This window comes from Oryzophilus luti (assembly GCF_059726245.1).
In genome coordinates, this window is the sequence record NZ_AP040874.1 from 3,347,925 (window position 1) to 3,361,284 (window position 13,360).

The following is a 13,360-nucleotide window of genomic DNA, read 5'->3' on the forward strand; positions in this document are numbered from 1 at the left end:
ATGTACGAGAAGTTTTTCGGACTGACCCAAAATCCGTTTCGTATGAGCCCCGACCCGGCGTTCTACTACGCCACCACGCGGCACAATGAGGCGCTGGCCAATTTGACCTACGGCGTGCTCATGCAGAAGGGCTTTATTGTGCTGACCGGCGAGGTGGGCACCGGCAAGAGCCTGCTGGTGCGCTGCCTGCTGGAGACGCTGCATAAGTCGCGCGTGGCGCATGCCTACATCTTTAATCCGCTGGTTTCGGCGGAAGACCTGCTGCGCATGATTCTCACCGATTTCGGCGTCCGCGACGTGAAGCGCTCCAAGGCCGAGATGTTGCAGCAGTTCAATGAGTACCTGATCGACGTCTACCGGCAGGGCGGCATTACGGCGCTGGTCATCGACGAGGCGCACCTGCTCTCGCCGATTCTGCTGGAAGAAATCCGGCTGATGACGAACATTGAGACCTCGCGCAACAAGCTGCTGCAGATTGTTCTGGTGGGCCAGCCGGAACTGGACGAAACGCTGGATTCGGTGGAGCTGCGCCAGCTCAAGCAGCGGGTCTCACTGCGCTACACATTGGAATCGCTGAATGACATGGAAGTGCGCGGCTATATTGCGCGGCGGCTCGAAGTAGCTGGCGCCGGTGGCAGGCTGCTGCAAATCTTTCCACCGCCGACGCTGGCACGCATTCTGCACTACGCACACGGCATTCCGCGACTGGTGAACACCCTTTGCGACAGCGCGCTGGTGAGCGCCTACGGGCGTCAGTTGCAGAGCGTACCGCCGGCGCTGATTGATGAAGTGGCGGCCGACCTGCGGCTGAACCTGGAGAAGTCGGCGGAAAAGGCAACGGGGTCGCCGCTGACGATGGCCGAGGGAAGCAGAAGCGAAGAAGTGAACCGCAAGATGGTGGTGCGCACGTTGCTGCGGCTGGCTCGACTGCTTGAGCCGGAGCTGGACGAAGAGATGAGGAAGAACCGGGGAGTGGCGGGATGAGCCGGATTTTCGATGCGTTGCGACAATCCGAGAAGGACAAGCTGCAGGGTTCGGAGCAGTGGCAGATACCGGCTCCGGGCGAGCAACTGCCGGTTCCGCCTGCGACCGACGAGATCGATGCCGCCGCGTTGGAAGAAGCGCAGGGCGCGATGAACAGCGTGCAGGCGGAGGTGCCTGCTGCGCCGCCCGATGCGCGCACGCCGCAGGAAGTGATTGCGCCGATCCTCGAAGCGATGCGCTCGGGCGCGATGCTGCCCGTGGAGAATCCGGAAGACGAAGCAGAAGACATCGTGCCGGTGCGTACGCCAGAAGTTGCCCCGAAGCGCGGCATCGAACTGGAGCGCTTGGAGCGCATCCCGGTGGAGTCGATTGAGTCTCCGCTGGTGGTGGCCTTGAACCGCGAGCGCGAGCTGGGTGCGGAGAAGTTTCGCGTGCTGGGCGCGAGGCTGACCAACATCCGCATGGGCAAGCCCTTGCGCGTGCTGCAGGTGACAAGCAGCGTGGTGGCCGAGGGCAAGACACTGACTTCGGTGAACCTGGCGCTGACGCTGGCCAAGCGCTTTGCGCAGAAGGTGCTGCTGATTGAAGGCGACATGCGCAAGCCGGCGGTGTGTCCCATGCTGGGGCAGGAGAACCGTCCGGGCCTTGGCGAGTGGTGGGCGAACGAGCAGAGCAATGTGGCGGATTACCTGTTGCGCATTGGCGAGACGACGCTGTGCGTGCTGCCCGCCGGACACGCGCCACAGCCGACTTCGGTGCTGCAATCGTCGCGCACGGCGGAACTGATGCAGGAGCTGGGCAAGACGTTCGACTGGATCATCATCGATACGCCGCCGTTGCTGCCGATGGCGGATTCCAATTTGTGGTCGCGTGTCAGCGATGGCACGCTGCTGGTGATTCGCAAGGGCGCCGTAACACGCGCGGCGCTGAAAAAAGCGGTCGAGAGCATGGACAATCCCAGGCTGGTCGGCGTGGTGTTGAATGACTCGAACGACTATGACCGCGTGAATTACTACTCGCAGTACTCAACAGTGGCAGGCGGAAGTTCTGGGGCAGAGGGAAAGGTCGTACCACGGTGACCCGACGAATCAATTTTTATGTGCCAGTACGTGCGGCGATCCTTGGGCTGTTTGAAGCCCTTATGGCAACGTTTACGCTTGCGGTCGCCATGGTGGCAACCCTGGGGCCGTTGAACGCGCGTGCCGAACTCGGCGACGGCGCGGCGAACCTGCGCATGGCGCTGGTCTCCGGGTTGTTTGTGCTGTGCATGTATTACTTTGATCTATACAACCCGACGGTGCTGCGCAACACGCTGGGCGTCATCATCAAGATCACCAAGTGCTTCATCGTGCTGTTCGCGCTGCTGGCAGTGATTTACCTCCTGTTTCCCGCGCTGCGGCTGCAGCAGGATGTAGTGATGTGGGGCACAGGCACGGCGGCGGCGCTGGCCGTTGGCTGGCGCCAGCTGTTCCACTACGCCACGCACTGGCCCGCTTTTCAGGAGCGCATTCTCATCCTTGGTGACGGACAGCTTGGACATGAACTGACAGGCTTCGTGAACGAACGTCCGGAAATGGGTTACCGCGTGGTTTCGCGGCCCTCGCACGTGCTCGATTCGCCCTTGGACAACCACGACGAGGAGAGCGAGCTGCAACAACTGGTGGAGTTTCATCACGTGCGCCGCGTGGTGGTGACCATGGGCGAGCGCCGCGGCAAACTGCCGGTCAACAGTCTGCTCTCCCTGAAAGAGCGTGGCGTGATCGTGCAGGATGGCAGCGACTTTTACGAGACGCTGACCGGCAAGGTCTATCTTGATTCGCTGCGGCCAAGCAATCTGCTGTTCTCGCACGCCTTTGAAATCTCGGCATTCTCCATGCTGGCGCAGCGGTTGTTGTCGCTGCTGGTGAGCGCCGTCATGCTGGTGCTGCTGGCTCCGCTGATGTTTGTGATCGCTGCGGCCATCAAGCTGGATTCGCGCGGCCCGGTGATCTTCCGGCAGAAGCGCGTGGGCCTGCACGGCAAGCTGTTCACGCTTTACAAGTTCCGCTCCATGCGCGAAGGCGCCGACGGCGTGCGGCCGGCGGAGGAACACGATGACCGCCTGACCCGCGTGGGCCGCTGGCTGCGCTCCATGCGGCTCGACGAGCTGCCGCAGTTCTGGAACATCCTGCGCGGAGACATGCACCTGGTGGGGCCGCGCCCGTTTGTGCCCGAGCAGGAACAGTACCTGCGCGACCAGCTGCCGTTCTACAAACTGCGTTGGAGCGTGCCGCCGGGCGCGACCGGATGGGCACAGGTGAGCCGCGGCTATTGCTCCACGCTGGAGGACAACGCCGACAAGCTGGCCTGCGATCTTTTCTACATCAAACATTTCTCGCTCGGGCTGGACCTGCTAGTGCTGTTCAAGACGGCCAAGATCGTGCTGCTGGGGCGGGGAGGCCGGTGATGTTCGCCGCAGCCCAGGCGGTCTTCTGGATCATGTTTGGCCTGGGGGTTTACACCTACCTGGGGTACCCGGTTGTGTTGTTCGTCTGCTACGGCATTGTGCAGGTGACGCGCGACTGGCAGTACCTGCAGACGCGCCGCGAGCGTCGAAGGCTGGACTTGGCAGACGGCGATCTTCCGCCGGTGACCATGTTGTTTGCCGCCTACAACGAAGAAGATCATCTCGAGGAAAAGATTCGCAACATCCGCGAGCTGGACTACCCGGCGGAAAAGCTGCAGGTGGTCATCGTCAGCGACGGTAGCTCGGATAAGACCAATGAGATTCTGCGCTGCGTAAACGACGCGCGCTTCGACGTCATCATTCGCGAGCAGCGCGCGGGCAAGTGCGCCGCGCTGGCTGTGGCCGTGGAAAAGGCACGGCACGGGATTTTCGTGCTCTCGGATTCGAGCACGATGTTTGCCGCCGACGCGTTGCGCAAACTGGTGCGCCACTTTGACGATGAGCAGGTGGGCGCCGTCTGCGGTTCGCTGACCTTTGCCTACAACGCCGAGGGCGGTCAGACCGAGGGCATCTACTGGAAGTACGAGACGATTCTGCGGCTGATGGAGGCGCGGCTGGGCGCGACGTTGACGCCGAGTGGCGCCATCTATGCCGTGCGCGGCGAGGCTTACACGGCACCCACGCCTGATGTGCTTGTGGATGACATTGTGACGTTGATGCGCGTGCGCGACGCAGGCTACCGCGTGGTGTATGACCCGGAAGCGAAGGCCGTCGACTATCCGGCATCGAGCGTGGCGGGTGAATTCCGTCGGCGCGTGCGCATCTCCACCGGCAGCTTCCGCGCGCTGCCTGCGCTGTTGAAGGTGCGCAAGAGCGGCTTCACCAAGTTTGCATTCTTCAGTCACAAATTGCTGCGCTGGTTCCTGCCCGTGGTGCTCATCCTGATGTTTGCCAGCAACCTGCTGCTGCTCGCGTCGCCGCTCTACCGGGTCACGCTGGGCGTGCAGTTGGCAATGCTGTTGTGGGCGGCGCTCGGCTTCCTCTTCCGCGAGTCTCTTAGCCGCGTGCGCTTCTCGCTGCTCGGATATTTTCTATTCGCAATGAACCTGGCGTTTCTGCTGGGGATGGTCCGGAGCCTTTCTGGTAATCGGGAGGCCGCATGGCAACGCACGAATTAGCAACGCATTCGGGCACGCCAGTGCTGATGTATCACGACGTGTGCCGCGGGACCGCCGATTCTCGCTGGGCGGTGAGTGAGGCACAACTACGCGCGCACCTTGGACTGTTACGCGAGCGTAACATCGCCACCGTGGCCCTGCGCGCGGTGAGCGCGCATCCGGCGGCGGCGCAGGTGGTGCTCAGCTTTGATGACGGGCTGGCCCCGCACTACGAACTTGTTCTTCCGCTGCTGGTGGAGCACGGGCTGCGTGCGGTCTTCTTTGTCACCACGTCACTGCTGGGGCGAGCGGGCTACCTGACGCGTCCACAGCTGCGCACGATGAGCGAGGCGGGCATGGTCATCGGCTCACACGGGCACCACCATATTGCACATACTCTGCTGGAGCACGGCCCGGTGCGCGAACATCTGCGGCGCTCGCGCGAGGTGATTGAAGACACCACGGGCAGGCCGGCAACGGCGTTCTCTGCACCCTTTGGTTTTGTGAACAGCGAGGTGGCGACGGCGGCGCGCGAGGCGCGCTTCACAGAGGTTTGCTCGTCGAAGCCGTGGGTGGCAATGAGCCACTCGCAGATCATTCCGCGCATTGCCGTCTACAACACGACCGATCTCCAGAAGTTTGCGGTGCTGGCCAGCGCTGCGCGCGGGCCACTGCTGGTGAGGATGGCGCGCCACGCAGCGCTGCACCTGCCCAAGCAGTTGAAGCTGCACCTCAGCCCCAGGCACTTCACGGTGGACGTGCAGGAGGTGCATGAGTGAGTGCTCCGCAGGTCTTTGTGCTGGTGGACGCGCTGGGCTGGGAACTGCTGCGTGAGCGCAGGTTCGCGCCGGAGTTTCTGCCGCATCGTCAGCCGGTACAGAGCCTGCTCGGCTTCAGCTCGGGAATCATCCCGTCGATCCTCACGGGGCTGACGCCGGCGGAGAGCGGCATGTGGAACCTGGTGTACCACGATCCGGATCACTCGCCCTTCCGTTGGATGTGTGGGCTCGGCACTGGACTGCCACGTGTACTTGATAACCGCTACACGCGGCGCCTGCTGACCGAGCTGGGCCGTCGCGTGCTCGGCGTGGGCGCCAACTTTGACGTCAGCGTGCCGCTGGAGACGCTGCCATATTTCAACTGGGTGGAAGGCCGCAACATCTATGCGCCCGAGGGCGTGAAGGGGCAGAAATCGATCTTCGACCTGCTCGTGGAGCGCAAGGTTCCGCACCATGTTTACAGCTATAAGGACGGAGCCACCGACGCGGAGATACTCTCGCGCGCTGAGCACGACCTGCGCACCAGCAACGCGCGCTTCTACTTCCTCTACCTGAGCGAGCTGGACATGTTCCTGCACACGCATCGCAAGGATGCGGCGCTGGTGGAGCAGAAGCTGACGTGGTACGAGCAAGGATTGGCGAAGGTCTTCGGTGCGGCGCGTGAACGTGATGCGGCCGCGCAGTTCCATGTCTTCAGCGATCACGGCATGACGCCCGTGGAGCGCCACTGCGATCTTGCCGCCGAAGTGCGCAGTTGCGGATTCCAGTCGCCTCAGGACTATCTCGTGGTCTATGACTCGACGATGGCGCGCTTCTGGTACCACACGAAGTCAACGCGCGCGGCAATCACGGCCAAGCTGAACTCGCTGGACTATGCGCGCCTGCTGAGTGAGGACGAACTGCGGGCGCTGGGTGTGTGGTTCCCTGACGGCCGCTATGGCGAGCAGATTCTGCTGCTCACCCCCGGTTGCATCATCGCCGAGAGCGGCTTCAACGGACACGGCTGGAAGCCCGCGGGCATGCACGGCTATCACCCGCAGGAAGACCCGAACGCGACCGCCGTGTACCTGGCGAGCGCCCCGCCGCGCGATCTGCTGGAGACCGTGCGCGGCATCTTCGCCATCATGCAGGAGGCGGCGCAATGAGCCAGCCCCTTGCGGTGTGCATGTTTGACAATGAGCGCGTGCGCGGCGGCGCCGAAGAGCACATGCTCTGCCTGCTGAAGCGGCTCGACCGTGCGCGCTTCCGTCCGCTGCTGGTGTGCCCGCCGGAGCTACTGCGGTTGCTGCGCGCGGATCTGCCGCGGGACGTGGAAACCCTGCCGCTGGCGCTTCATTCTCACTTGCAGTTTGATTCGATGAAGCAGCTTCGGCAGTTCCTGCGCGCGCAGAACGTGCAGGTGCTCCACTCGCACGGATTCCGCCCGAGTCTGGTGGCTTCGCCTGTCGGGCGGTGGGCAGGTGTGCCGGTCACCATCGAGACCACGCACATCCGCGAATACTGGCGCAAAGGTCTGAAGGCGAACTACGCGGTCGACCGTTTCGCCAGCCGCTGGGTGGACCACTACATTGCGGTCTCCGAGGCCAACCGCGAGTACCTGGTGCGCGACAAAGGCCTGCCCGGTGAGAAGGTGACAACCATTCTGAATGGCTGTGAGCTGCCGGATGCTATGGCTGTGCATCCGCGTTTGGAGTTGAAGCAGCAACTCGGCTTTGCCGCTGACGATCCATTGCTGCTCATCGTCGGGCGGCTGGAGCCGCAGAAAGGCCACGCCATTCTGCTGCGGGCCGTTGCGCAACTGAAGAGCGAGTGGCCGCGTCTGCGGCTGCTGGCGCTGGGAGAAGGCAGCCTGCGCGCGGAGCTGAAGGCGCAGGTGCGCGCACTCGGCTTGGAAGACTCTGTGGCCATGCCGGGCCACTCGCGGCAGGTGCGCGACTGGATGGCGACCGCCGACCTCTGCGTGTTGCCTTCGTTTGCCGAAGGTCTGCCGCTGGTGGCGATTGAATGCCTTGCCCTGGGACGGCCGATGGTGGCAACTGCTGTGGATGGCACGCCGGAAGTTGTGGTGGACGGGCAGACGGGGCTGACGGTTCCTGCCGGAGATGCCGAGGCATTGGCGCAGGCGATTGCGCGGCTGTTGCGCAAACCGGAACTGGCCGCGGTCCTTGGCGCGCGTGGCGCGGAGTGGGTGCGAGAACGCTTCACGCTGGAGCGCCAGGTGCGCGAGACCGAAGATCTCTATGAGCAGCTCTGGCGGCAAAAGACGGGCTGCGTGGCTGCAAGTGACGCAGAGCATCCGGCGGAGGAAGTGACGCTGCGATGAATGCAATCGTTCCCTTCTCCGGACAAATGCCTGACCAGGCAGCCCTGAGCCGCCTGATTGCAGAGACTCTGGTCGCCGCCTGCTGTGAGCAGTTCGGCGATGCGTTGCGTGCCCTGATCCTGACAGGCAGTGCGGCACGCCACGAGGTGACGGCGCGGATGGAGGGCGAGCAGGTGCGCCTGCTCAGTGACGTGGAAGCCGTCGTGGTGTTGCACGATGCGACGCCATTGCCTGCGCGCGAGAGCATTGACCGTTTGGCCCGTACCGCAGAGCAGACGCTTGCGCCGCGGCTGTTGACGCATGTTGGCCTGAGCGTGGTGCACGCGCAGTACCTTCGCGCGCTGCCGCCCGCCATCTACAGCTTTGAACTGCGGGCCTGCGGCAAAGTGCTCTGCGGCGATGCCGATGTGCTGGAGTTGATCCCCCACTATCGGCCGACGGAGCTTTCGCACGAAGACGCGTGGCGTTTGCTGAGCAACCGATTGGTTGAACTGCGCGCCGTATTCGCGAGCGAGGAGCGGCCTTACCGCCTGGTCAAACTTTGCCTCGATCTTGCGACGTCGCTGCTGGTGTTCACCGGCGAGTATGTCGCAGGCTATGCCGCGCGGCTGGAAAAGCTGGAGACGCTCGCGCAGCAGGGCAGCGTCATCCCACTGCCCATCGCATCGGAGCAGTTGCTTCCGGCGCTGCGCTGGTGCACGCGGGTTAAGTTGCGGCCGGGCTCGCAGTGCAAATTGGATTTGCCGATGACGGAGCAGATTGAGCGCCTGGCGTGGCAGGCTTGGCGCTGGGAGTTGCGTGCGCTGGTGCCGCACATTGACGAGGATTCGCCCGAGCGTGAGTTGCGTGCACTGGGCGTTGCCTATGGCAGTGCACGCCGTCTGCGCGGCTGGCTGTTTGCGGCACGTCGCGTGGGGTGGCTGCGCTCGGTGCGTTACTGGCCGAAGTGGTCGGGATTGTATGTGCAAGGTCTGACGCCTCGTTACGCGGTCTATCTTGCGAACTGGCGGTTCCAGCGGGCGACCGGGTTTACGGAGGTCGCCGGTCTGCTCCCGGTTGTACGGAGCGAGCTGGACGCCGCCGCGCAGCTCGGTTGGAATTATCAGGAATTTGTCACGGAGACGCGCGCATGAGCATCGCCTACAACGCAAAACCGGCGCTGTTGGTGCCCGCGCGGGAAGCGGTGAAAGTTCCTGTGCACGTTGTGGACTTGTGGCGCGCTCCGCTGACCGACCTGCCTGTGCGCGATGAACTGGTGCGACAGTACGTGCCGTTGAGCTCGGAAATGGAATTACTGGAGGCCGGTCCGGGGAGCGGATTCCTCTCGTACCTGCTTTCGCGCGTGGTGCGGCACCTCACGCTGTTGGAGGTTGCAGCCAGCTCCGCCGAAGGACTGCGGCGCTACTTCCGTGAAACACCAAATGTGGAAGTTGTGGTCGACGACCTGTGCCGCGCGGGGCTGGGAGAGCAGCTTGCCGCGCGCTTCGACCACGTCATTTGCATTGAGGTCTTCGAATTTCTCAGCGATCCCGCGACAGCCTTTCGCAATCTGGCGCTGGCGTTGCGGCCGGGCGGGAGCTTGTATCTGCAGTTTCCGAACTATGAGGACAGCGACTGGCCCACGTTCTATCGCACGCGTGAGGAGCTTGAGGGCCAGTTGCGCGCCGCCGGCTTCGCGCAGTGGGAAATCTATTCATTGAGACTTTCGCCGTGGGCTCAGCGTCTGTTTGTCACCATGCATGAGGCTCCCCTGCGCTGGTATCGCGCGCGGCAGGCCCGCAGGCAGCAGCGGCCGGAGTCTCCGCAGCAGTATGACCAGACCTGGGCGCACCGGCATGGCGGACGGCTGGAAGCGCTGAAGCTGCCCATACACCTGTACTGGATGTGGACGATTTTTCTGATGAAACTGGGCGGAGCAATCTTCCGGCGCGAACCATGCGGCGAAGAAATCTTCCGCAAGAACTTGTTCTTGGTGGCCACTGTGCCAGGCAAAGGAGACGCGCACGAATGAGTGAGACAGAAGCGAAGAGCAAGGTAATCCTGCGCGCGGTGAACGATGACACACTGCGCACGGCGGTGCGCGAGTGCATGGAGTTCTGCGACTGGCGGGCGATTGTTGCGCCGGGTGCGACCGTGGTGGTGAAGCCGAACCTGTGCGCGGCCGATCCGGAAAAGTGGGCGATGTCGAACACCGACCCGCGCATTACGCACGCCGTGTGCGAGCTGCTGATGGAGCGCGCGGGCAAGGTGTACGTGGTGGAGTCCGACCTGCTGCGCCAGACGGCGTGGGAGGCCTTCGAGGTCTCCGGCTGCCGTCCGCTGGAAAAGCTGGGCGTGACCTTGGTGAACATGAGCGAGGGCGAGCAGGTGGAGATGAAGCTCGACAGCTGCCCGCGCGTGAAGCTGCCCAAGATCATGCTCGACGCGGACGTCTTCATCACGCTGCCGGTGCTGAAGACGCATGCACTCACCTACTTCACCGGCTCCATCAAGAACCAATGGGGCTGCGTGCCGCAATACGACCGCATCCTGCTGCACCAGTATCTCGACCCCATGCTGGCCGAACTGCATGGCATCTTCAAGCCGCGCATCTCCATCATGGATGGCATCATCGGCATGGAAGGCCGTGGCCCGGCGAACGGCAAGCCCCGGCGGCTGGACCTGATTCTTGCCAGTCAGGACTCGGTTGCGCTGGATGCGACGGCGATGCGGCTGGTGGGGCTGGAAGTAGAGCGCTGCCGTCACCTGATCCAGACCGGTAAGCGCGGTCTGGGCCGGTGGAAGGCCGAGGAGATCACCATCGACGGCGATTTTGCGGCGCACCAGACGAAGTTCGAGCCTGCCATCAAGGACATCGCCATCGGCGCCATGAACTACATGACGCGCTACCGCTGGTTTGTGAAGCATCTGCTGGAGAAGGACACGATTTTCTATCCCGTGCGTGCGCTGGTGCAGTTGCTGCGGCGGATTGGCGTGGTGGAGGGCGGCTAGAGGTGAACGCGGGCATGCGTGAATTCGAGGGCGGGCGATGAAGCTGCTGGTGATGCTGCTGTCTCCGCCGCTGCCGGCCACAGCCGGTCACAGGGTGCGCAATCGCAGCCTGTTGCAGGCGCTCGTGCTGGAAGGCCACGACGTGACCGTGGTGACCTACGCCAGCGAGGACGAGATGCTTGCCCCTGACGAGGCGATGGCCAAGCTCTGCCGCGAGTGCTACTACGTCCCCGAGCCGGTGAACTTGCCGACTGCCCGTCTGCGCGCCATCTTCAACCCCCGTCCGTACGGAGCGCTGCGCTTGAGCACCACGGAGATGAGCGCGCGCGTGCAACATGAAGTCTCCGTGCACAAGTTTGACGCGGTCATCTGCGACGACATTTACATGGCGGGCAATCTGCCTGTGCCGTGCGAAGTGCCCGTGCTGCTGAACAAGCACGACATCACCTGCCGCATTGTGCGTCAGTATGCACGGAGCGAGCGCAATCCGCTCAAGAAGCTCTACGCCGCAATGGAGGCGCGCAAGATTGAGCGGCTGGAAACAGAGGTGTGCGAACGAGCGCAGGCGGTGGCCGTGTGCAGCACGCGCGACGGCGAACTCGTGCACGAGCTGGCGCCGCAGGCGCGTACTGTTGTGGTGCCGAACGTCATTGACGTGGAGAAGTACACAGCGCGTCCGATGCCCGACGACCAGATGCTGCTCTTTGTGGGCGCCATGGACTGGCTGCCCAACCAGGACGGCGCGGAATACCTTGTGTGTGACATTCTGCCCCGGTTGCGGCAACTGGCGCCGACCGCGCACGTGGTCATCGCCGGACGCAATCCTTCGCAGGAGATGATGCAGCGCTACGCGCCGTTTCCCGACGTCAGCTTTACGGGCAGCGTAGTCGACCTGCGGCCTTACTTTGACAAGGCCTCGGTGTGCGTGGTGCCACTACGCATCGGCAGCGGCACGCGGTTGAAGATTCTGGAGGCAGCGGCGATGTCGAAGCCGGTGGTCTCCACCACGCTGGGCGCCGAGGGACTTGAACTGGAGCATGGCCGTGAAATTCTGCTGGCCGACGAGCCCCATGCATTCGCCGAGGCAGTGGCGCTGCTGCTGAATGATCCGGAGCGGGCGCGTGCAATGGGCAAAGCTGCACGCGCTGCGGTCGAGGCCCGCTACAGCATTCCGGCATTGCGCGTGACCTTGCGCGAGTGGCTACAGCCGCAGGAAGCCACGGCGGCAAGCGGGAGCCGCGCGCGATGATTCTTCTCTACATCCTCGTGCTGACGCTGCCGTTCGTTGACTGGGGGCTCCTGGGCAAAGAAGTCGGCGGGCTGTCACTGGAGAAGCTGCTGGGCGCCGCGTGCCTGCTATACGCGCTCGCCTACCTTCCGCGCCGGAGAAGCCTGCCCGCACTGTTTGCCACTCCGCAGGCCATCGCATTTGTCGTCTACGTGGTCATCGCCGTCCTCTCCTACGCATTCACAGCCGATCCGTTTGTGTTGAAGGACGTGATCGGCGTCTTTTTCTCGCAACTGCTGTTCTTCCTGATCGTGATGATCCTGGTGGACGACGAGCAGAAGCTGAAGAACGTGATGCTGGCGCTGGTGGCTTCGATGGGCATCGTTTCTCTGTTCCTCATCCGCGAATGGGTGGGAGCGGTGCGCGTCTACGGACCGGGCTACCGTCCGGGGTGGGTGGCCGGCGATCCAAACATGTATTGCGCCTCGGCGCTGGTGGTGCTGCCGCTCATGATCAGCATGAAGCTGATTGCCGGGCGCACATGGCAGCGCGCGATGGTGCTCGGCTGCCTGGCGTTGACGGCCATCTCGTTCGTGCTGGCATCGTCTCGCGGAGGCTTCATCGGGCTGGCCTGCATGATGCTGGTGCTATTCCGCCGCTGGAGCCAACGCATTGCGGCCGTGGGCGTGATGGTGGCCATCGTCGCCATCTGCCTCGCCATGCCAAGCTCGCCGCTGGACCGCCTGCTGAAGCCGACTGAGAGCGACAAGGAATCAAGCAACATCCGGCTGCAACTGTGGAGCGCGTCGTTCGGCATCATGGCCGATCATCCCGTTTTCGGCGTGGGGTTGTTCAACTTTCCCAAGTACATGCACAGCTACCTGCCGCCGAACGTAGAGCTTGATTTTGTGGTGCCGCACAACACCTACCTGGAAGCCGCAGTGGAACTGGGTGGCGTCGGTCTGCTGACGTTCCTTGCGGTCATCGGCTTCAGTCTTTACAGCTTCCGGCAATCCGGACAGATCGCGCGCGCGTTGGGCAATGAGTATCTGGACACGGTGACGCGCGCCATGAGCGCGGGCGTCGTTGGTTTTGTCGCTTCGGCAATGTTTCTTTCCGCCAAGCATGACAAGCTGTTCTGGTTTGCCGTCTTCATCTCCGCATGCCTGCCGCCGCTGCTGGCGGAGTTGGCGCAGCAGGCACGCGCGGCGGAGGAACCTCAACCCGTGGCGGTCGAAGCTACTTCTCCTGCTACTGCGCTGGAGCCTGCGATGGAGGGCGGCACGATTGCGGCAGATACACCTTCCGCAGAAGCGGGTGAACGTGCTCCTATTCGCGTGGGCAACTGGCTTACGCGGCATTGATCAACGCAGCAAGGAAACAAGAGTTTAAGAAGGCGAATGGCGCACACGGGCACAATTCGGGAACAGGATGGAGCGCGCGCGCAGACGT

General features: G+C 63.2%; 12 protein-coding genes. All 12 read left to right on the forward strand.

Annotated elements, in window-relative coordinates; genetic code table 11:
• Positions 1-984, forward strand: a complete 984-nt coding sequence (locus AC6IZO_RS14265) for an ExeA family protein (RefSeq protein ID WP_497805773.1) — start codon at positions 1-3, stop codon at positions 982-984.
• The gene (locus tag AC6IZO_RS14270; protein WP_497805775.1) at positions 981-2,063 is read left to right on the forward strand and encodes a CpsD/CapB family tyrosine-protein kinase; all 1,083 of its coding nucleotides are present in this window, start codon (positions 981-983) and stop codon (positions 2,061-2,063) included. The genes AC6IZO_RS14265 and AC6IZO_RS14270 overlap by 4 nt, the downstream gene beginning before the upstream one ends.
• Positions 2,064-2,125: 62 nt before the next feature.
• On the forward strand, positions 2,126-3,430 hold the full coding sequence (locus AC6IZO_RS14275; protein ID WP_497805777.1) for a sugar transferase: 1,305 nt from the start codon (positions 2,126-2,128) through the stop codon (positions 3,428-3,430).
• The gene (locus AC6IZO_RS14280; RefSeq protein WP_497805779.1) at positions 3,430-4,608 is read left to right on the forward strand and encodes a glycosyltransferase family 2 protein; all 1,179 of its coding nucleotides are present in this window, start codon (positions 3,430-3,432) and stop codon (positions 4,606-4,608) included. Before AC6IZO_RS14275 ends, AC6IZO_RS14280 begins: the two co-directional genes overlap by 1 nt.
• Positions 4,590-5,366 carry a polysaccharide deacetylase family protein gene (locus tag AC6IZO_RS14285; protein ID WP_497805781.1) on the forward strand — a complete coding sequence of 259 codons (777 nt, stop codon included), beginning with the start codon at positions 4,590-4,592 and terminating at the stop codon, positions 5,364-5,366. The genes AC6IZO_RS14280 and AC6IZO_RS14285 overlap by 19 nt, the downstream gene beginning before the upstream one ends.
• A complete protein-coding gene (locus tag AC6IZO_RS14290) occupies positions 5,363-6,511 on the forward strand; it encodes an alkaline phosphatase family protein (protein ID WP_497805783.1) in 1,149 nt (382 codons plus the stop codon). Before AC6IZO_RS14285 ends, AC6IZO_RS14290 begins: the two co-directional genes overlap by 4 nt.
• Complete coding sequence (locus tag AC6IZO_RS14295) at positions 6,508-7,689, forward strand: glycosyltransferase family 4 protein (RefSeq protein ID WP_497805785.1); 1,182 nt, start codon at positions 6,508-6,510, stop codon at positions 7,687-7,689. Before AC6IZO_RS14290 ends, AC6IZO_RS14295 begins: the two co-directional genes overlap by 4 nt.
• Positions 7,686-8,822, forward strand: a complete 1,137-nt coding sequence (locus AC6IZO_RS14300) for a hypothetical protein (RefSeq protein ID WP_497805787.1) — start codon at positions 7,686-7,688, stop codon at positions 8,820-8,822. Before AC6IZO_RS14295 ends, AC6IZO_RS14300 begins: the two co-directional genes overlap by 4 nt.
• On the forward strand, positions 8,819-9,700 hold the full coding sequence (locus AC6IZO_RS14305; RefSeq protein ID WP_497805789.1) for a class I SAM-dependent methyltransferase: 882 nt from the start codon (positions 8,819-8,821) through the stop codon (positions 9,698-9,700). Before AC6IZO_RS14300 ends, AC6IZO_RS14305 begins: the two co-directional genes overlap by 4 nt.
• Positions 9,697-10,680: a DUF362 domain-containing protein gene (locus tag AC6IZO_RS14310; protein WP_497805791.1), complete on the forward strand. Its 984-nt coding sequence runs from the start codon at positions 9,697-9,699 to the stop codon at positions 10,678-10,680. The genes AC6IZO_RS14305 and AC6IZO_RS14310 overlap by 4 nt, the downstream gene beginning before the upstream one ends.
• Before the next feature lie 37 nt (positions 10,681-10,717).
• Positions 10,718-11,929, forward strand: coding sequence for a glycosyltransferase family 4 protein (locus AC6IZO_RS14315; protein ID WP_497805793.1), 1,212 nt, complete (start codon positions 10,718-10,720; stop codon positions 11,927-11,929).
• Positions 11,926-13,272 (forward strand): O-antigen ligase family protein, encoded by a 1,347-nt coding sequence (locus tag AC6IZO_RS14320; protein WP_497805795.1) that lies wholly within the window; start codon positions 11,926-11,928, stop codon positions 13,270-13,272. Before AC6IZO_RS14315 ends, AC6IZO_RS14320 begins: the two co-directional genes overlap by 4 nt.
• The last annotated feature ends 88 nt before the right edge of the window (positions 13,273-13,360 follow it).